The organism is Pseudomonas sp. C5pp, from assembly GCF_000814065.1.
In the GTDB taxonomy this organism is placed as follows: Bacteria; Pseudomonadota; Gammaproteobacteria; order Pseudomonadales; family Pseudomonadaceae; genus Aquipseudomonas; species Aquipseudomonas asiatica.
On the sequence record NZ_JWLN01000039.1, the window covers coordinates 12,594 to 30,533 of the forward strand.

At 64.4% G+C, this 17,940-nt stretch carries 18 protein-coding genes; 8 read left to right on the forward strand and 10 right to left on the reverse strand.

Annotated elements, in window-relative coordinates; all coding sequences use genetic code 11:
• Position 1: 1 nt before the first annotated feature.
• The 5 genes from RR51_RS24415 to thiO are packed head-to-tail and all read left to right on the forward strand — an operon-like array spanning position 2 to position 2,829.
• Complete coding sequence (locus RR51_RS24415) at positions 2-184, forward strand: prepilin-type N-terminal cleavage/methylation domain-containing protein (protein ID WP_039614943.1); 183 nt, start codon at positions 2-4, stop codon at positions 182-184.
• The gene (locus RR51_RS24420) at positions 181-825 is read left to right on the forward strand and encodes a PilW family protein (protein ID WP_039614944.1); all 645 of its coding nucleotides are present in this window, start codon (positions 181-183) and stop codon (positions 823-825) included. Before RR51_RS24415 ends, RR51_RS24420 begins: the two co-directional genes overlap by 4 nt.
• Positions 822-1,286 (forward strand): hypothetical protein, encoded by a 465-nt coding sequence (locus tag RR51_RS24425; protein WP_039614945.1) that lies wholly within the window; start codon positions 822-824, stop codon positions 1,284-1,286. Before RR51_RS24420 ends, RR51_RS24425 begins: the two co-directional genes overlap by 4 nt.
• 1 nt (position 1,287) lies before the next feature.
• The gene (locus RR51_RS24430) at positions 1,288-1,677 is read left to right on the forward strand and encodes a type IV pilin protein (protein ID WP_013970758.1); all 390 of its coding nucleotides are present in this window, start codon (positions 1,288-1,290) and stop codon (positions 1,675-1,677) included.
• Positions 1,678-1,731: 54 nt separating this feature from the next.
• Positions 1,732-2,829: a glycine oxidase ThiO gene (thiO, locus tag RR51_RS24435; protein ID WP_039614946.1), complete on the forward strand. Its 1,098-nt coding sequence runs from the start codon at positions 1,732-1,734 to the stop codon at positions 2,827-2,829.
• 158 nt (positions 2,830-2,987) lie between these two features.
• Here thiO and RR51_RS24440 read toward each other — a convergent pair whose 3' ends face one another.
• The 10 genes from RR51_RS24440 to RR51_RS24485 all read right to left on the reverse strand — a co-directional run bounded on the left by RR51_RS24440 (position 2,988) and on the right by RR51_RS24485 (position 12,851).
• A complete protein-coding gene (locus RR51_RS24440) occupies positions 2,988-4,397 on the reverse strand; it encodes an amidase (protein ID WP_039614947.1) in 1,410 nt (469 codons plus the stop codon).
• A gap of 1 nt (position 4,398) precedes the next feature.
• The gene (locus RR51_RS24445; protein ID WP_039614948.1) at positions 4,399-5,676 is read right to left on the reverse strand and encodes a Zn-dependent hydrolase; all 1,278 of its coding nucleotides are present in this window, start codon (positions 5,674-5,676) and stop codon (positions 4,399-4,401) included.
• A gap of 152 nt (positions 5,677-5,828) precedes the next feature.
• Positions 5,829-6,524, reverse strand: a complete 696-nt coding sequence (locus RR51_RS24450) for an ABC transporter ATP-binding protein (protein ID WP_039614949.1) — start codon at positions 6,522-6,524, stop codon at positions 5,829-5,831.
• Complete coding sequence (locus RR51_RS24455; protein WP_039614950.1) at positions 6,524-7,276, reverse strand: ABC transporter ATP-binding protein; 753 nt, start codon at positions 7,274-7,276, stop codon at positions 6,524-6,526. Before RR51_RS24455 ends, RR51_RS24450 begins: the two co-directional genes overlap by 1 nt.
• Complete coding sequence (locus RR51_RS24460) at positions 7,276-8,295, reverse strand: branched-chain amino acid ABC transporter permease (protein WP_039614951.1); 1,020 nt, start codon at positions 8,293-8,295, stop codon at positions 7,276-7,278. The genes RR51_RS24455 and RR51_RS24460 overlap by 1 nt, the downstream gene beginning before the upstream one ends.
• Before the next feature lies 1 nt (position 8,296).
• Positions 8,297-9,157 carry a branched-chain amino acid ABC transporter permease gene (locus RR51_RS24465; protein WP_039614952.1) on the reverse strand — a complete coding sequence of 287 codons (861 nt, stop codon included), beginning with the start codon at positions 9,155-9,157 and terminating at the stop codon, positions 8,297-8,299.
• Between the two features lie 65 nt (positions 9,158-9,222).
• Entirely contained in the window at positions 9,223-10,425 is a 1,203-nt protein-coding gene (locus RR51_RS24470) for an ABC transporter substrate-binding protein (protein ID WP_039614953.1), read from the reverse strand.
• Positions 10,426-10,515: 90 nt separating this feature from the next.
• Entirely contained in the window at positions 10,516-11,280 is a 765-nt protein-coding gene (locus tag RR51_RS24475; RefSeq protein WP_023382451.1) for a FadR/GntR family transcriptional regulator, read from the reverse strand.
• Positions 11,281-11,506: 226 nt separating this feature from the next.
• On the reverse strand, positions 11,507-11,737 hold the full coding sequence (locus RR51_RS24480) for a PP0621 family protein (RefSeq protein ID WP_013970760.1): 231 nt from the start codon (positions 11,735-11,737) through the stop codon (positions 11,507-11,509).
• 94 nt (positions 11,738-11,831) lie between these two features.
• Positions 11,832-12,851 carry an outer membrane protein assembly factor BamD gene (locus RR51_RS24485; protein ID WP_015268855.1) on the reverse strand — a complete coding sequence of 340 codons (1,020 nt, stop codon included), beginning with the start codon at positions 12,849-12,851 and terminating at the stop codon, positions 11,832-11,834.
• A 147-nt stretch (positions 12,852-12,998) separates the two neighbouring features.
• Here RR51_RS24485 and rluD point away from each other — a divergent pair, with 147 nt between their 5' ends.
• The 3 genes from rluD to clpB all read left to right on the forward strand — a co-directional run bounded on the left by rluD (position 12,999) and on the right by clpB (position 17,515).
• A complete protein-coding gene (gene rluD, locus RR51_RS24490; RefSeq protein WP_003258205.1) occupies positions 12,999-13,961 on the forward strand; it encodes a 23S rRNA pseudouridine(1911/1915/1917) synthase RluD in 963 nt (320 codons plus the stop codon).
• Positions 13,958-14,698: a peptidoglycan editing factor PgeF gene (gene pgeF / locus RR51_RS24495; RefSeq protein WP_015268857.1), complete on the forward strand. Its 741-nt coding sequence runs from the start codon at positions 13,958-13,960 to the stop codon at positions 14,696-14,698. Before rluD ends, pgeF begins: the two co-directional genes overlap by 4 nt.
• Positions 14,699-14,950: 252 nt before the next feature.
• A complete protein-coding gene (gene clpB / locus RR51_RS24500; protein ID WP_015268858.1) occupies positions 14,951-17,515 on the forward strand; it encodes an ATP-dependent chaperone ClpB in 2,565 nt (854 codons plus the stop codon).
• The last annotated feature ends 425 nt before the right edge of the window (positions 17,516-17,940 follow it).

Below are 17,940 nucleotides of genomic sequence, written 5' to 3' on the forward strand. Positions count from 1 at the left end.
GATGCACGCAAGACAGCGGGGCATGACGCTTCTGGAAGTGTTGTTGGCGGTGGGTGTGGTGGCCGTGGGTATATTCGCAGCGGCAGGCCTGCAACTGCAGGCATTGCAGGCTGCGGAGGACGCGCGCCGCGATGGGAAGGCGGCAATGGCGGCGCACAGTGAGCAGGAAAGGGGGCGGCCATGAGTCGCGGCCAGCGTGGTTTCGGCTTGCTTGAGGTGATGCTGGCGCTGACCATCGGGTTGCTGCTGTTGGCGGCGGCCAGCCAGCTATTCGCCTCGGCCCACCATACCTGGCGGCTGCAAGGCACGGCAGTACGCATGCAGGATGAGGCACGCCTGGCATTGCTGCGAATGGCCCAGGATATCCGCATGACCGGGATGTTCGGCTGCCTGCGACTGCGGCCAAAGCACTTCGGCAGTTCGAGCGCAGAGCACGCATTCGCCCGGCCGATGGAAGTCGAAGCATCCACCCTTAGCCTGGTCGTTGCGGAGTTACCTGGGCAAGCCGGGGGCCCGCAGTGGTTCCTGCACACGGACTGTACTAGCAAAGTGTCTGTGGACGATGAGTTGAAGGAGGGCTACCCACAGGTTTACCCCATCAGCAGATATGTCTACCAACTCCAGGGCAATACGCTGAGATTCAAACGCAACAAAAGCAACTTCCAGCCGCTGGTTGAAAATGTGCGCTCAGTACGTTTCCAGCGTGTGCAAATGGCACAGGGTGAGGGGGTGGATATTGCCCTGACGCTTTACGAACCCACGCTCGAACTTGAACAGCACCATGAACTGAGCGTCGCAATCCGCAACCCGGTGCCGGCCTCATGAATCGTCAGCGTGGCATAGTCCTGTTGTTGGCCTTGGTCCTGAGCCTGCTGCTTGGGCTGCTTGCGGCGTCCGCCCTGCGTGATGCGCTGGCGCAAACGCGGATGACCGGCTATCTGAGCGAAGGCCTGCTGGCGCTGGAGCAGGCCGAGGCCACGCTGCTGGCAGGGGCAGGCGAGCTCGAGCGGGCTCCCCCCGACCCTTGCGAGGCGTGCCCGCCACCCGCTCGACCGCATGACCTGAGCGGGCAGTGGCAGCGTACGCGAACCGGCTATTTCCATTTGCAGAATCTGGGTACCAGCGAACACGCGGCGCATATGCCGGAAGGGCAGCAGGTCACCCTGTACCGCGTCACCGCCGTCAGCCTGCAAACCCAGTCGCGGCATGTGCTGGAAGCGGTCTACGCCATGGCCGGCGACACAACCCGGCGCATTGCCTGGCGGCAGAGATTGCGAGGAGACTGACATGCAGCAAGGCTTGAGCCTGATCGAGTTGTTGATTGTGCTGGCCGTGACCGGCATTCTGGCAGCCATTGCCTACCCCAGTTACAGCGACCAGCTACGGCGAGCCGCGCGCAGCGAAGTGGTTGGCCTGCTGCATGATGCCGCCCTGCGCCTGGAGCGCCACCGCGTACGCACTGGCCAATACGCCGAGGGCGACCCGGCGTTGCCCGACGGTACCCGCTATTACAGCCTGCAGGCCCAGCGCGACAGCGACACCTTCACGCTGCGCGCCCGGCGGCTGCCGAGCGGGCTGATGGCGCAGGACCGCTGTGGCGATTTCCAGCTCGACCAGGCCGGCGTGCAGCGCAATCCGGGTGCCGTCGAAGACAGCGTGCACTGCTGGGGAAGCTGAAGATTGAATGATGCCCGGTGCATCGCGGATTTACTTCAGGTGTTGGATCGACAGATGAGCAAGCAAGTAGTGGTGGTCGGCGGCGGGGTGATCGGCCTGCTGACGGCATTCAACCTGGCGGCGAAGGTCGGGCAGGTGGTGGTGTGCGATCAGGGTGAAGTCGGCCGCGAGTCGTCCTGGGCTGGTGGTGGCATCGTCTCGCCGCTGTACCCGTGGCGTTACAGCCCGGCCGTGACCGCCCTGGCACACTGGTCGCAAGACTTTTATCCGCAGCTGGGCGAGCGTTTGTTCGCCAGCACCGGCGTCGACCCCGAAGTGCACACCACGGGCCTGTACTGGCTCGACCTGGACGACGAGGCCGAAGCACTGGCCTGGGCCGAGCGTGAGCAGCGGCCGCTGAGTGCCGTGGATATTTCGGCGGCCTATGACGCGGTACCGGTGCTGGGCCCGGGCTTCAAGCGTGCCATCTACATGGCCGGCGTGGCCAACGTGCGCAACCCGCGCCTGGTGAAGTCGCTCAAGGCGGCGTTGCTGGCGTTGCCCAACGTGACCTTGCGTGAGCACTGCCAGGTTACCGGTTTTGTCCAGCAGGGCGGTCGCGTGACCGGGGTGCAGACGGCAGACGGCGTGCTGGCGGCGGATGAGGTGGTGCTCAGTGCTGGCGCGTGGAGTGGCGACCTGCTGCGTACGCTCGGCCTGGAGCTGCCGGTGGAGCCGGTGAAGGGCCAGATGATTTTGTTCAAATGTGCCGAAGACTTCCTGCCGAGCATGGTGCTGGCCAAGGGGCGCTATGCGATCCCGCGGCGTGACGGGCATATTCTGGTGGGTAGCACGCTGGAGCATGCCGGGTACGACAAGACCCCGACCGAGGAGGCGTTGGAGAGCCTGAAGGCCTCGGCGGTGGAGTTGCTGCCTGAGCTCGAGGGGGCCACGGTGGTGGCGCACTGGGCCGGGCTGCGGCCGGGGTCGCCGGAAGGTATTCCGTATATCGGGCCGGTGCCGGGGCATGCGGGGTTGTGGTTGAACTGCGGGCATTACCGCAACGGGCTGGTGCTGGCGCCGGCTTCGTGCCAGCTGTTTGCCGACCTGTTGACCGGGGTAGAGCCGATCATTGACCCGGCGCCGTATGCGCCAGCCGGGCGGTTGAGCTGAGATTGCCGGGGCCGCTTTGCGGCCCTTTCACCGGCAAGCCAGCTCCCACAGGTCCACCTACAGCCTCGGGACCTGTGCTTTACCTGTGGGAGCCGGCTTGCCGGCGATGAGGCCAGCAAGGCCAATAAATATTTCAGCCGGCGGGTCCAATAGAGCACTCAACCGGTAATCGGTGCCTGCAAATGCCGGCTTGGATAATGCTGCTCATACACCTTGCACACCCGCAGTACCTGCTCATCGGCAAAGCGCCCGGCCACCACCTGCAGCCCCACCGGCAACCCCTCGCGGGTGAACCCGCACGGCACTGAAGCCGCCGGCTGCTGGGTCAGGTTGAAGGGATAGCTGAACGGCGTCCATTCCATCCACTGCGTCATCCCCGACCCCGGCGGCACATTGTGCCCGGCCTCGAATGCCACCAGCGGTAGCATCGGCGATACCAGCACGTCATGACGCTGGTGGAAGGCATTCATCTTCGCGATCAACTCTGCCCGTGCTTCCAGGGCCTGGGTGTATTCGTCCAGGCTGATCCGCGAGCCCTGTTCAGCAATCCAGCGCAGTCCTGGGTCAAGCAACGCTCGCTGTTCATCGCTGAACGCACTGGCCAACCGCGCCGCGCCGGCGAACCACAGGGTATTGAACGTCTCCAGCGGGTCACCGAACCCTGGGTCGACTTCCTCAACCTGTGCGCCCAGCCGTGCCAGGCGCTGCACGGTCTGGGCCACCAGTGCCTGGACCTGCGGGTCGACCTGCACGTAACCGAAGTTGGCACTGTAGGCGATGCGCAGGCCGCTCAGGTCCTGCTCCTGGCCCAGCCACGGCGCCTGCCTGGGGGCGCCGGCCAGCCCGTCACGGGCATCGGGGCGGGCGACGCAGTCGAGCATCAGTACCGAATCGTCGACGGTGCGTGTCATCGGCCCCAGGTGCGACAGCACGGTCATGGCACTGGCCGGCCATTGCGGTACGTAGCCGAAGGTCGGCTTGATGCCGAAGGTGCCGGTAAAGGCGCACGGGATGCGAATCGAGCCGCCGGCATCGCTGCCCTGGTGCAGCACGCCCAGATTCAACGCGGCGGCCGCTGCGGCGCCACCAGACGAGCCGCCAGCGGTCAGCCGGGTATCCCAGGGGTTGCGGGTGATGCCGTACAGCGGGTTGTCGGTCACCCCCTTCCAACCGAACTCCGGCGTGGTGGTCTTGCCCACCAACACAGCGCCGGCTTCGCGCATGAAGGCCGTGAAGGGCGCATCGACTTCCCACGGACCTGCGCCCGAGGTGGTGCGCGAGCCCTTGCGTGTGGGCATGCCCCGGGTCAGGGTCAGGTCCTTGATCGAGGCGGGTACGCCATCCAGCCGGCCGCAGGGCTCGCCACGCTGCCAGCGCTGTTCGCTGGCGCGGGCGGCGGCGCGGGCACCTTCGCCGTCGACATGGCAATAGGCGTTGACCGCCGGGTTGTGCAGGTCGATGCGCGCCAGCACATCGTCGATCACCTCGACCGGTGACAGTTGGCGGCGCTGGTACAACTCGAGCAGTTCGACGGCGGTGAACTCGCCAATCGCGGTTTTCTGGGTCATCTCAACGGGCTCCCGGGTTGGCGGCTTGGAACATGGCGCGCAGCAGCACGTCGCAGCCATCGGCCAGGTCCTGTGGCGCGGCATTTTCGATTTCGTTGTGGCTGATGCCGCCTTCGCAAGGCACGAAAATCATCCCGGCTGGGCCCAGTTCGGCGAGGAAGATCGCGTCGTGGCCGGCGCCGCTGACGATATCCATGTGGCTCAGGCCCAGCTCCCGCGCGCCTTGGCGCACGGCGTCCACGCACTGCTCGGCGAAGTACAGCGGCGGGAAGTCTGCGGTTGGCGTCAGCTCGAAACTCAACCCGTGTCTTGTCGTGCTGGTTTCAATGGCCGCGCGTACTTCGCTGACCATGCCGGCGAGGTGCTCGGGGTCGAGGTGGCGCAGGTCGATGGTCATCTGCACCTGGCCGGGGATGACATTGCGCGAGCCCGGGTGCAGGTTCAGGCAGCCGACGGTGCCGCAGGCATGCGGCTGGTGGGCGTGGGCCACGCGGTTGACCGCAGCCACCACCTCGGCGGCACCGACCAGCGCATCCTTGCGCAGGTGCATCGGGGTGGGGCCGGCATGGGCCTCGACGCCGGTCAGTACCAGGTCGAACCATTTCTGCCCCAGGCAGCCCTGGACCACGCCAATGGTGGTGCGCTGGTCTTCCAGCACCGGGCCTTGTTCGATATGTGCTTCGAAGTAAGCACCGACGGCATGCCCGGTGGGCACGCGCGGGCCGGCGTAACCAATGCGCTGGAGTTCCGCGCCTACCGACAGGCCCTGGTCGTCGACCTTGGCCAGGGTCTCCTGCAGGCCGAACTTACCGGCGAACACCCCTGAGCCCATCATGCACGGCGGGAAGCGCGAGCCTTCCTCGTTGGTCCATACCACCACTTCCAGCGGGGCCTCGGTGGTCAGGTCCAGGTCGTTCAGGGTGCGCAGCACCTCGAGGCCGGCCATGACCCCGTAGCAGCCGTCGAACTTGCCGCCGGTGGGTTGGGTGTCGATGTGGCTGCCGGTCATCACTGGCGGCAGGGCCGGGTTGCGCCCCGGGCGGCGGGCGAAGATGTTGCCGATGGCGTCGATGCTGACCGTGCAGCCGGCGTCTTCGCACCAGCGCACGAACAGGTCGCGGGCCTGGCGGTCGAGGTCGGTCAGGGCCAGGCGGCATACGCCACCCTTGGCGGTGGCGCCGAGCCGGGCCAGGTCCATCAGCGATTGCCAGAGGCGATCGCTGTTGACCAGCGGGCCCTGGCCGAGCAGGTGCTGCGAGGGATCGATGCGGGTGTTCATGGTTCATCTCTCCTGAAATGACTGGGTTGCTTGTGCCGGCCTCTTCGCGGGCTTGCCCGCTCCCACAGGAGTCTCACCTCTCTCAGGCCGGTGGAGTACCTGTGGGAGCGGGCAAGCCCGCGAAGAGGCCGGTACAGAAAAACGGATCTGGGTCAGGCACTAAGGGCCAGGTAACGGTTCTTGATGCTCGGATCCTCGCGGAACTGCGCCGCACTGCCCTGGTAGGCGACGCGGCCCTGTTCCAGCACGTAGTGGCGGTCAGCGAGGGCGTCGCAGACCATCAGGTTCTGTTCCACCAGCAGGATCGACAGGCCTTCGTCCTTGATCCGCCGCAGAATCCTCACCAATTCGTCGACGATCACCGGGGCCAGGCCTTCGGTGGGCTCATCGAGGATCAGCAGCTTGGGGCCGTTGAGCAGGGCGCGGGCGATGGCCAGCATCTGCTGCTCGCCGCCGGACAGGGCGAAACCGCCGTTGCGGTGCCGTTCCTTCAGCCGCGGGAACATGCTGTACACGTCTTCCAGCTGCCAGCGGCTGTCCTTGCGAACGGCAATCCTCAGGTTCTCCTCAACGCTGAGCTGGCGAAAGATGCCGCGGTGCTCCGGCACCAGGGCAATGCCGAGCCGGGCGATATCGAAGATTTCGCGGCCGACCAGTTGCTGGCCGTTGAAGCTGATCTGCCCCTGCCGTGGGCGGACGATGCCGAGGATGCTGCGCAAGGTGGTGGTCTTGCCGGCGCCGTTGCGCCCCAGCAGGGTCACCAGTTCGCCAGCCTCGACCTTGAGCGAGACGCCTTCGAGCACATGGCTCTTGTCGTAGTAGGAATGGATCGAATCGACGTTGAGCATCAGGCGGCCTCTCCAAGGTAGGCGGTGCGGACACGCTCGTCGTTGCGCACCTGTTCAGGGGTACCCTCGACCAGGATCTGGCCGTGGCTCATCACCGTGATGCGCTGGCTGATCGACATGACGATGCTCATGTTGTGCTCGATCAGCAGCACGGTGTGGTCGCGGCCGAGGTCGCTGATCAAGTCGGTCATCACCGGGATGTCGTCGATCCCCATGCCCGAAGTGGGTTCGTCGAGCATCAGCAGGGTGGGTTTGGCGCAGATCGACATGCCCACCTCCAGCACCCGTTGCTGGCCGTGCGACAGCTCGCCGGCCAGGGTCTCGGCGCGGGCGGCAAGCTTCAGGCGCTCCAGCACCTGGTCGGCGGTGTCCCAGTGGCTGCGCTTGTGCTCGACGCTGCGCCAGAAGTTCAGCGCACCCAGGCCATCGCGGCCCTGGGCGGCCAGGCGCAGGTTCTCGCGCACCGACAGGTTCTGGAACAGACTGGTGAGCTGGAACGAACGGGCCATGCCCAGCGCCACGCGTCCGTGGGACGGCTTGCGGATGATGTCCTGGCCGTTGAACAGGATCTTGCCCGCGGTGGCCTGGCGCTCGCCGGTCAGGCAGTGGAACAGGCTGGTCTTGCCGGCGCCGTTGGGGCCGATGATGGTGTGGATGGAGCCGGCGCGAACCTTGAGGTCGACACCCGCAACCGCCTTGAACGGCCCGTAGGCCAGCTCCAGCTGGCGGGTTTCCAGGAGGTAGTCGCTCATCACAGGGTCTCCTTGGTCTTGGCCTGGGGTTTGTCATTGGCATTGCGGTTAGCCAGCAGGCGCTTGCCCAGTTCGGCCAGGCCGCCCCACAAGCCGCCACGCATGAACACCACCACCAGGATCAGGATCACCCCCAGCAGCATCAGCCAGCGCGGCCACAGCTCCGACAGCACATCGCCCAGCAGCACGATGGCGCCGGCCCCCAGCAGCGAGCCGAACAGCGAGCCGGTGCCACCGACGATGGTCATGATCAGGATGTTCTCGCTCATCATCAGGTCGATGTTCGACAGCGGCGCAAAGTGCAGCAGCATGGCGTATAGCGCCCCGGCGATACCGGTGATGGCGCCCGACAGCATGAACACCAGGATCTTGAAGTGACGGGTGTCGTAGCCGATGGCTGCGGCGCGGGTCTCGTTTTCGCGGATGGCCAGCAGGGTGCTGCCGAATGGCGAACGGATCACCCGCAGGGCGCCGGCAAAGATCAGCAGGAACAGCACCGCGACGAACACATAGAAGTGCCGTGGGTCGGCCAGGTCGACCAGCACATGGCCGGCGATTTCGATGTTGGGCCGGGGCACATCGAGCAGGCCGTTGTCACCGCCGGTCCAGCCGCTGAGGGTGTAGGCAAGGAAGTAGGCCATCTGGCTGAAGGCCAGGGTCAGCATGACGAAGTAGATACCCGTGCGGCGGATCGCCAGGGCGCCTACCAGCAGCGCCAGGAAGGCACCGAACACGGCTGCGCCAAGCAGCGCGGCGAACATGCCCCACTGCAGGTGGATCATCAGCAGTGCCGCGCCATAGGCGCCTACGCCAAAGAAGATGCCCTGGCCGAACGATAGCAGGCCGGTGTAGCCGAGCAGCAGGTTGCAGGCCAGCGCCGCCAGGGCAAAGATCAGGATCTCGGTGGCCAGGGTGGCCGATGGCAGCAGCAGCGGCAGCGCCACCAGGCTGGCGACCACCAGCAACAGCAGGGCCGGGGCGCGGCCCTTGGCGACTGGCAATGGGTTTTTCTCGCTCATCTCAGGCTCTCCCGAACAGGCCATAGGGACGGACCAGGATCACTGCGGCCATGGCGCCGTAGATCATCAGGCTGGCGCCTTGCGGCCAGAGGCTGGTCATCATGCTTTGCACCACACCCACCAGCAGGCCGCCGACCAGGGCGCCGCCGAACGAGCCCATGCCGCCGATCACCACCACCACGAAGGCGATGCCGAGGATTTCCGGGCCGACGAAGGGCTGGGCGCCACGCAGCGGTGCGAACAGCACGCCCGCCACGCCGGCCAGGCCCACGCCCAGGGCGAAGGTCAGGGAGAACAGGCGGAAGATGTTGGTGCCCAGCAGCGACACGGTTTCGGTGCTTTCGCTGCCGGCCCGCACCAGGGCGCCGAAGCGGGTGCGCTCCAGCAGCAGCCACAGGCCAAGGCCGATCAGCGCGGCGAAACCGATCAGGAACAGCCGGTAGTAGGGGTAGATGAAGTCACCGACGATCAGCACCCCGCGCAGCTCCGGCGGCACGGCGATGTTCTTGCCCACCGGGCCCCAGATCAGTACCGAGGCTTCCTGGATGATCAGCGCGATACCGAGGGTGACGAGGATCTGGAAGGTATGCGGCAGGTGGTAGATGCGCTTGATCAACAGGCGCTCGACCGCCCAGGCCAGCGCCGCCACCACCAGCGGTGCGATCAGCAGGGCCAGCCAGAAGTTGCCGGTAATGGCCACGGCGGTGTAGCACAGGTAGGCGCCCAGCAAGAAGAACGCGCCGTGGGCGAAGTTGACGAAGTTGAGCAGGCCGAAAATGATCGTCAGCCCCACGGCAATGAGGAAGTAGATCATCCCCAGGCCCAGGCCGTTGAGCAGTTGGAACAGGTACAAATCGAGCATGAGCGTGCCCTCGACAGCGCGCGGTGCGGCTGCCTGTACGAGTGTTTGTGACTGACGCCGCGGCTTCAGGCCAGGGCGCAACCGGTGTGGTCGACTTCGACGAACGAGCGGCCCGAGCTGATGACTTCGGCCAGGTCGTCCTCGTCGCGCATCTGCCCCTGGGGCTTGCCGCGCAGCAAGTAGTAATCCTTGAGCACCTGGTGGTCGCCCGGGCGGATCAGTTCTTCGCCGGTCGGGCCCTGGAAGCGCATGCCCTGCAACGCCGCGGACACGGCGGCGCCATCCAGGCTGCCGGCCTTGATGATGGCTTCGAGCATGACCTTGGTGCCGATGTAGTCGGCCGCCAGCGGGTAGTTGGGGTTGATGCCATAGGCCTTGCGGGTGGCAGCGACCAGTTGCTTGTTCAGTGGGGTATCGACCTGGTGCCAGTACTGCGCGCCCAGGTACACGCCTTCGAGCACGTCGCTGCCCAGCTCCTGGAACTGATCGAGGCCGGCGGACCACACAATCAGCACTTTCATGCGCTCCTTGATGCCGAAGTTCACTGCCTGGCGCAGGGCGTTGGACGCCTGGCTGCCGAAGTTGAGTAGCACCAGCACGTCGGGCTTGGCGGCGATGGCGTTGGTCAGGTAGCCGGAAAACTCCTGCTCCTGCAGCGAGTGGTAGCTGTTGCCGATGTGTTCCACTCCGAGCTCAGCGAACACCTTGCGGGCGTTGTCCAGCAGGGCATCGCCGAACACGTATTGCGGGGTGATGGTGTACCAGCGCTTGGCCTGTGGCAGCTGACGGATCATCGGCCCCAGCGTTTCGCGGATGGCGCCGTAGGTGGGCACCGACCAGCGGAAGGTCGAGGCATTGCAGTCCTTGCCGGTGATTTCGTCAGCGCCGACCGGGGTCATGAACACGCCGCCGGCCTTGTGGATTTCCTTCGACACCGCCAATGCCGAGGACGACAGGGTGCAGCCCTGGAAGAAGCGGGCTCCATCCTGGCCGATGGCTTCCTGCACCTTGCGCACCGCCTTGCCGGCGTTGCCTTCGGTGTCGATGACCTTGTACTTGAGCGGGTGGCCGAGCAGTTGCGGGTATTCGGCGATGGCCAGGCGTGAGCCCATGTCGGCGTACTTGCCGTAGCTGGCGAAGGCGCCAGACATGGACTTGAGCCCATAGAAGGTCAATGGTTGGTCGGCGAATGCCCGGTGCGCCCCCAGGGGGAGGCTACCTAAGGCACCCAGGGCAAGGCCTGCCTTGAGCAGGGTACGTCTTTGCATGAGTAACTCCTTGGTTGTGGTTATTAGGCAGGAGTGGCAATGACAAAGCGGGTACGGCCGGGCCTGTGTGCAGGCCTCTTTCCAGGCGGATCAGTGGTGGTGTTCGAACTCCAGCAGGAAGTTGCGGGCAACCTCGCCTTCCAGCGCGGTCATGTGGTGTTCGGCGTCGCACATGTGTTCGTGCATCAGCCGGCGTACAGCGGGCTCGTCGCTGGCGCGCAGGGCGGTCAGCAATTGCTTGTGATAGGCGATGTTGGCCGCGGCGAATTGCTGGCGCTTGGGCAGGTAGGCCTTTTTCAGCACCACCAGGTCGCGCAGCAGGTCGTTGAGGAACACCGCCATGAAACGCAGCAGCGGGTTGGGGCAGCGGTCGGCCAGCAGGGTGTGGAACTCCAGCTCCGCCAGGCGCTGTTCGCGCTGGCCTTCTTCGCTGTCTTCCGGTGCGCTGCAGAAGTCGATGTTGGCCTGCAGCGCGGCGTAGTCGGCGTCGCTCAGCTTGCCCATTACCGATACCGCCAGCTCCACCTCGATGACCTTGCGCAGCTGGTACACCTGTTCGCCGTCCAGGTGCTGGAAGTGCAGGTAGTTGCGCAGCGCGCGGCTGGCAGGTTCGGTGCCCACTTCGTTGAGGTAGGCGCCGCCGCTCGGGCCGGTGCGGGTGCTGACCAGGCCCTCGACCTCCAGGGCCTTGAGCGCTTCGCGGGCGGTACCCTTGGAGCACTCGAAATGCTCCATCAGCTCGCGCTCGGTGGGCAGGCGGTCGCCGGGGTGCAGCGCTTCGGTGACGATCGAGCGCTTGACCGATTCGACGATCACATCGGACAGCTTCTGGCGCTTGCGTTTGGGTTTGAGCATTTCGCTATTTTTCATATTTATGCGGATAAATAGGATTTAGCGAGTTTTGCCGGGATGGGTCAATGCTGGCGGCGGGGGAGGGGTCGTAATTGGTGTGAAAGGGTCGGGGAGGGATAAGTTATGTGGGGATTCATCGCACAACCTGTGGGAGCGGGTTTACCCGCGAATGCTGCATTGAAGCTACCGACGCATTCGCGGGTGAACCCGCTCCCACCGGGGGCTGTATTCAGTCTTGGCGGCCAGGCCCCTGCTGCAGGTGCGCCTGGCTGCAGTACCACTCGTTGCCCTGCTGCAATGCCCGGTCATTGGGCAGGTGCACGCCGCAATGGGCGCAGCGCACCATCTTCAGCGGCGCATCCAGCTTCGCCTCGGGGTGCGACTGTTGGCTGGCTTTGAACTTGCGCCACAGCCAGAACGCGGCGGCGATCAGGGCGATCCAGAAAAGTAGGCGAACCATGGTGTCCAGCTTGTCGGTTGAAGAAGCCGACAGTCTAGGACGCGGCCAATAAAAAAGGGAGGCCCAGGGCCTCCCTTTCATGTACCGCCACGTATCAGTCGAACAGACCAAAGGTCATGTAGCTGAACCAGGAACGGTCCTTCTCGGCTTCCTTCGGCCCTTCCGGCACGATCGGGTCACCGTTCTCGTCAGTTGGCAGCAGCTCACGCGGCATCTCGTCACGTGCATCCTGGAACTGCTTGACCACGTCCTGGTTGGCGCGGGTTTCACCCGGTGGCAGCGGGGTGTCGGTTTCGATCAGGCCCAGGGTCGCCTTGGACAGCCAGCCGCGGCCGTCAGACTCGGTCTGCTTTGGCTGAAACTCGCCATCTACCAGGCTCGGGTGGTCCGGGTAGTTGAGTTTGAGGGTTTCCAGGCTGGTGGCGGCCAGTTCGTCCAGGTGCATCTTCTGGTACGCCTCGACCATCACCGCCAGGCCGTCGCCGACCGATGGGGTTTCCTGGAAGTTCTCCACCACGTAGCGGCCACGGTTGGCGGCGGCTACATAGGCCTGGCGGCTCAGGTAGTAGTCGGCCACATGGATTTCGTACGAGGCCAGCAGGTTGCGCAGGTAGATCATGCGCTGCTTGGCATCGGGGGCGTAGCGGCTGTTGGGGAAGCGGCTGGTCAGCTGGGCGAACTCGTTGTACGAGTCGCGGGCAGCACCCGGGTCACGCTTGGTCATGTCCAGCGGCAGGAAGCGCGCCACCAGGCCACGGTCCTGGTCGAACGAGGTCAGGCCCTTGAGGTAGTAGGCGTAGTCGACGTTCGGGTGCTGCGGGTGCAGGCGGATGAAGCGCTCGGCAGCCGACTTGGCAGCCTCGGGCTCGGAGTTCTTGTAGTTGGCGTAGATCAGCTCGAGCTGCGCCTGGTCGGCATAGCGGCCGAACGGGTAGCGCGACTCCAGGGCCTTGAGCTTGTTCACGGCGCTGGTGTAGCTGGAGTTGTCCAGGTCAGCTTGCGCCTGCTGATACAGCTCGGCCTCGCTGAGGTTCTCGTCGATCACTTCCTTATTGGAGGAACAGGCCGCGGTGAGCCCGAGGATGGCGATCAGCAGCAGGTGTTTCACTTGCATGGCGGCTTGCGTCCCTTTGACGGCCGCTGTCTTGGGCGGTGCCGTCCTGTTATGATGAGCGCCCCGGCCAACCCCGGGACAAAAGAAGCCGTATTTAACCACAAGCTCGCAGCCGAAACCAAAGGCTGTGCGCCCGCCGAATCGAGCATGTCCGAGATCATTCAACTTAGCGCAGAGGTCCCGTCCGAACTGGGCGGTCAACGCCTCGACCAGGTCGCCGCCCAATTGTTCGACGAGTATTCGCGCTCGCGGCTGACTACCTGGATCAAAGAAGGCCGCCTGACGGTCGATGGCGCGGTCCTGCGCCCGCGTGACACCGTCCATGGTGGCGCCGTGCTGGCCCTGGAGGCCGAGCAAGAGGCCCAGGGCGAGTGGGAGGCCGAGGACATCGCGCTGGACATCGTCTATGAAGACGACCAGATCCTGGTGATCAACAAGCCTGCCGGCCTGGTTGTGCACCCGGCTGCCGGGCATGCCAGCGGCACCTTGCTGAACGCGCTGCTGCACCATGTGCCCGACATCATCAACGTGCCGCGCGCCGGCATCGTGCACCGCCTGGACAAGGACACCACCGGCCTGATGGTGGTGGCCAAGACCCTGCAGGCGCAGACCAACCTGGTCGACCAGCTGCAAAAGCGCTCGGTCAGCCGCATTTATGAATGCATCGTGGTTGGTGTGGTGACTGCCGGTGGCAAGATCGACGCACCCATCGGCCGCCACGGCGGCATGCGCCAGCGCATGGCAGTCACCGACGGCGGCAAGCCTGCGATCAGCCACTACCGTGTGCTCAAGCGCTTCCGCTCGCACACCCATGTGCGGGTGAAGCTGGAAACCGGCCGTACCCACCAGATCCGCGTGCACATGGCTCATGTCGGCTACCCGCTGGTCGGCGACCAGACCTACGGCGGCCGCTTCCGCATTCCGCCGGCAGCCAGCCCGACCATGGTCGAGGCGGTGAAGACCTTCCCGCGTCAGGCCCTGCACGCACGCTTCCTGGCGCTGGTACACCCGGCCACCGGTGAGCGCATGGAATGGGAATCGCCGCTGCCGGATGACTTCGTCTGGTTGCTGTCGCTGCTGAACCAGGATCGCGAGAGCTTTATCGGATGAGTGGCCTGACTCAGTCGCTGCTGTTCCCCGACTGGCCAGCCCCGGCCTCGGTGCGCGCCTGTGTCACCACCCGCCAGGGCGGCGTCAGCCTGCCGCCCTATGAAACCTTCAACCTTGGCGACCATGTAGGGGACGACCCTGCCGCGGTGGCCGAAAACCGTCGTCGCCTGAGCGACGAATTCGCCATCCAGCCGGCCTGGCTCAAGCAGGTGCATGGGCTGGTGGTAGCAAATGCCGACCCGGCCGTGGTGGCCGAGGCCGACGCCAGCTGGACTGATCAGCCTGGCATTGCCTGCACCGTGATGACTGCCGATTGCCTGCCAGCACTGTTCTGCGACCGGGCCGGTACCCGTGTGGCGGCCGCGCATGCTGGCTGGCGCGGGCTGGCCGGTGGTGTGCTGGAGGCCACCTTGGATCGCCTGGCACTGCCACCCGAAGAGGTGCTGGTGTGGCTGGGGCCGGCGATTGGCCCACAGGCGTTCGAAGTGGGGCTGGAAGTGCGTGATGCCTTTACGGCGGTGCACCCGGAAGCGGCCAGGGCCTTTGTCGATGGTGCCCGGCCGGGCAAGTTGATGGCCGACATCTATGAGCTGGCGCGTATTCGTTTGGCGGCGCGTGGGGTGACTGCTGTTCATGGCGGTGGCTTGTGCACGGTCAGCGACGAGCGGTTCTTCTCCTATCGCCGTACTCCGCAGGGGGGGCGTTTTGCTTCCCTTGTGTGGCTGGAACCGCGCTAGCCTGCATCGGCCTTTTCGCGGGTGAACCCGCTCCCACAGGATAATCACAGGCCCTGAGAGCGGAGCAGTACTTGTGGGAGCGGGCATGCCTGCGAATGGCCCAGCACTAATCCAACAGGTTGATCCTGGTCAACCCCGCTACGCTTGAATCTTCCAGAATCAGCCTTATCTATAAGGTCATCTCAGGCAGGTTTCTTCACAAACAGGCGCTGTCCATCGCTCCGACCTGCCCTTTAAAAGGAAGGTACCCCCATGCGAATAGACCGTTTGACCAGCAAGCTGCAGCTTGCGATATCCGATGCCCAATCCCTGGCGGTTGGCATGGATCACCCTGCCATCGAGCCGGTGCACCTGTTGCAGGCACTGCTCGAGCAGCAGGGCGGTTCGATCAAGCCGCTGCTGATGCAGGTAGGCTTCGACATCAACAGCCTGCGCCAGGCACTGGTGAAAGAACTCGACCAGCTGCCGAAAATCCAGAACCCCACCGGCGACGTAAACATGTCGCAGGACCTGGCGCGCCTGCTCAACCAGGCCGACCGCCTGGCCCAGCAGAAGGGCGACCAGTTCATTTCCAGCGAACTTGTGCTGCTGGCTGCCATGGACGAGAACAGCAAGCTCGGCAAGCTGTTGTTGAGCCAGGGCGTGAGCAAGAAGGCCCTGGAAAACGCCATCAACAACCTGCGCGGCGGTGCGGCGGTCAATGACGCCAACGCCGAGGAATCGCGCCAGGCGCTGGACAAGTACACCGTCGACCTGACCAAGCGTGCCGAAGAAGGCAAGCTGGACCCGGTGATTGGCCGTGACGACGAAATTCGCCGTACCGTACAGGTGCTGCAACGCCGTACCAAGAACAACCCGGTGCTGATCGGTGAGCCTGGCGTAGGTAAAACCGCCATCGCCGAAGGCCTGGCCCAGCGCATCATCAATGGTGAAGTGCCGGACGGCCTGAAGGGCAAGCGCCTGCTGGCGCTGGACATGGGCGCGCTGATTGCCGGTGCCAAGTACCGCGGCGAGTTCGAAGAACGCCTCAAAGGCCTGCTGAACGAGCTGTCCAAGCAGGAAGGCCAAATCATCCTGTTCATCGACGAACTGCACACCATGGTCGGCGCCGGCAAGGGCGAGGGCGCCATGGACGCCGGCAACATGCTCAAGCCGGCCCTGGCTCGTGGCGAGCTGCACTGCGTTGGCGCCACCACGCTGAACGAGTACCGCCAGTTTATCGAAAAGGATGCTGCCCTGGAGCGCCGCTTCCAGAAGGTGCTGGTCGAGGAGCCGAGCGAGGAAGACACCATCGCCATCCTGCGGGGCCTGAAAGAGCGCTATGAAGTGCACCACAAGGTGGCCATCACCGACGGCGCCATCATTGCTGCGGCCAAGCTCAGCCACCGCTACATCACCGACCGTCAGCTGCCGGACAAGGCCATTGACCTGATCGACGAAGCGGCCAGCCGCATCCGCATGGAGATCGACTCCAAGCCGGAAGTGCTCGACCGCCTCGACCGTCGCCTGATCCAGCTGAAGGTGGAGTCGCAGGCGCTGAAGAAGGAAGAAGACGAAGCGGCGAAAAAACGCCTGGAGAAACTGACCGAGGAAATCGACCGGTTGGAGCGGGAATACGCCGACCTGGAAGAAATCTGGGCTTCCGAGAAGGCCGAAGTACAGGGCTCGGCGCAGATCCAGCAAAAGATCGAGCAGGCCCGCCAGGAGCTGGAGACCGCCCGTCGCAAAGGCGACCTGAGCCGCATGGCCGAGCTGCAGTACGGGGTGATCCCGGACCTGGAGCGCAGCCTGCAGATGGTCGACCAGCACGGCAAGACCGAAAACCAGTTGCTACGCAACAAGGTCACCGAGGAAGAAATTGCCGAAGTGGTCTCGAAGTGGACCGGTATCCCGGTGGCCAAGATGCTCGAAGGCGAGCGTGAAAAGCTGCTGAAGATGGAAGAGCTGCTGCACCAGCGTGTGATCGGTCAGAACGAGGCGGTAACCGCCGTGGCCAACGCGGTGCGCCGTTCGCGTGCCGGGCTGTCCGACCCGAACCGGCCGAGTGGTTCGTTCCTGTTCCTCGGCCCGACCGGGGTGGGCAAGACCGAGCTGTGCAAGGCGCTGGCCGAGTTCCTGTTCGACACCGAAGAGGCAATGGTGCGCATCGACATGTCCGAGTTCATGGAGAAGCATTCCGTGGCTCGCCTGATCGGTGCCCCACCAGGCTATGTGGGGTATGAAGAGGGCGGTTACCTGACCGAGGCGGTACGGCGCAAGCCATATTCGGTGGTGCTGCTGGACGAGGTGGAGAAGGCCCACCCGGATGTGTTCAACGTGCTGCTGCAGGTGCTGGAAGATGGCCGCCTGACCGACAGCCACGGGCGCACCGTGGACTTCCGCAACACCGTGATTGTGATGACCTCCAACCTGGGCTCGGCGCAGATCCAGGAACTGGTGGGTGACCGCGAGGCACAGCGTGCGGCGGTGATGGATGCGGTGGGTTCGCATTTCCGTCCGGAATTCATCAACCGTATCGACGAAGTGGTGGTGTTCGAGCCACTGGGCCGCGAGCAGATTGCCGGCATTACCGAAATCCAGCTGGGCCGCCTGCGCAGCCGTCTGCTGGAGCGCGAACTGTCGCTGAGCTTGAGCCCGGAGGCATTGGACAAGCTGATTGCCGTGGGTTACGACCCGGTATACGGTGCACGGCCACTGAAGCGTGCGATCCAGCGCTGGATCGAGAACCCGCTGGCGCAGTTGATCCTGGCAGGCAAGTTCATGCCGGGCACGGCGATTACCGCCAAGGTGGAAGGCGACGAAATCGTCTTCGGCTGATCTGTTTCACCATGAGCCCCGCATCTGCGGGGCTTTTTTTGCCTGTGCCGGCCCCTTCGCGGGTAAACCCGCTCCCACAGGATTACCTACAGCTCAAAGGCCTGTGCAGTACCTGTGGGAGCGGGTTTACCCGCGAAGAGGCCCTCACAGCCCCAGCAAATCCGGGCCTTTCCGGCTTCCTGGATAACTAGCTGAAATTTTTGAAATTTTTGCTTGCATCTAAAATCGGGTGCCCCTAATATACGCCGCGTTGTCAGGCACTAAGCGAATCACCAGCAACATCGGTGACCGCAAAACAACTTACAAATCAGTAAGTTGAATGAAAAAAAGTGGTTGACAAGGAAAACGAAGAATGTAGAATAGCCGGCCTCAGCAGCTGCAACGCGAAAGCGGATAGCCAAAGAGACCGAAGCTAACACAAGCTT

What these genes read in the sequence shown, in the direction of transcription:
- RR51_RS24480 (WP_013970760.1), bottom strand. Translation starts at nt 11,737, where the DNA reads ATGGTTCGCCTACTTTTCTGGATCGCCCTGATCGCCGCCGCGTTCTGG.
- pgeF (WP_015268857.1), top strand. Translation starts at nt 13,958, where the DNA reads ATGAGTGGCCTGACTCAGTCGCTGCTGTTCCCCGACTGGCCAGCCCCG.
- RR51_RS24455 (WP_039614950.1), bottom strand. Translation starts at nt 7,276, where the DNA reads ATGAGCGACTACCTCCTGGAAACCCGCCAGCTGGAGCTGGCCTACGGG.
- RR51_RS24475 (WP_023382451.1), bottom strand. Translation starts at nt 11,280, where the DNA reads ATGCTCAAACCCAAACGCAAGCGCCAGAAGCTGTCCGATGTGATCGTC.
- RR51_RS24485 (WP_015268855.1), bottom strand. Translation starts at nt 12,851, where the DNA reads ATGCAAGTGAAACACCTGCTGCTGATCGCCATCCTCGGGCTCACCGCG.
- RR51_RS24470 (WP_039614953.1), bottom strand. Translation starts at nt 10,425, where the DNA reads ATGCAAAGACGTACCCTGCTCAAGGCAGGCCTTGCCCTGGGTGCCTTA.
- thiO (WP_039614946.1), top strand. Translation starts at nt 1,732, where the DNA reads ATGAGCAAGCAAGTAGTGGTGGTCGGCGGCGGGGTGATCGGCCTGCTG.
- RR51_RS24415 (WP_039614943.1), top strand. Translation starts at nt 2, where the DNA reads ATGCACGCAAGACAGCGGGGCATGACGCTTCTGGAAGTGTTGTTGGCG.
- rluD (WP_003258205.1), top strand. Translation starts at nt 12,999, where the DNA reads ATGTCCGAGATCATTCAACTTAGCGCAGAGGTCCCGTCCGAACTGGGC.
- RR51_RS24430 (WP_013970758.1), top strand. Translation starts at nt 1,288, where the DNA reads ATGCAGCAAGGCTTGAGCCTGATCGAGTTGTTGATTGTGCTGGCCGTG.
- RR51_RS24420 (WP_039614944.1), top strand. Translation starts at nt 181, where the DNA reads ATGAGTCGCGGCCAGCGTGGTTTCGGCTTGCTTGAGGTGATGCTGGCG.
- RR51_RS24425 (WP_039614945.1), top strand. Translation starts at nt 822, where the DNA reads ATGAATCGTCAGCGTGGCATAGTCCTGTTGTTGGCCTTGGTCCTGAGC.
- RR51_RS24445 (WP_039614948.1), bottom strand. Translation starts at nt 5,676, where the DNA reads ATGAACACCCGCATCGATCCCTCGCAGCACCTGCTCGGCCAGGGCCCG.
- RR51_RS24460 (WP_039614951.1), bottom strand. Translation starts at nt 8,295, where the DNA reads ATGAGCGAGAAAAACCCATTGCCAGTCGCCAAGGGCCGCGCCCCGGCC.
- RR51_RS24465 (WP_039614952.1), bottom strand. Translation starts at nt 9,157, where the DNA reads ATGCTCGATTTGTACCTGTTCCAACTGCTCAACGGCCTGGGCCTGGGG.
- clpB (WP_015268858.1), top strand. Translation starts at nt 14,951, where the DNA reads ATGCGAATAGACCGTTTGACCAGCAAGCTGCAGCTTGCGATATCCGAT.
- RR51_RS24450 (WP_039614949.1), bottom strand. Translation starts at nt 6,524, where the DNA reads ATGCTCAACGTCGATTCGATCCATTCCTACTACGACAAGAGCCATGTG.
- RR51_RS24440 (WP_039614947.1), bottom strand. Translation starts at nt 4,397, where the DNA reads ATGACCCAGAAAACCGCGATTGGCGAGTTCACCGCCGTCGAACTGCTC.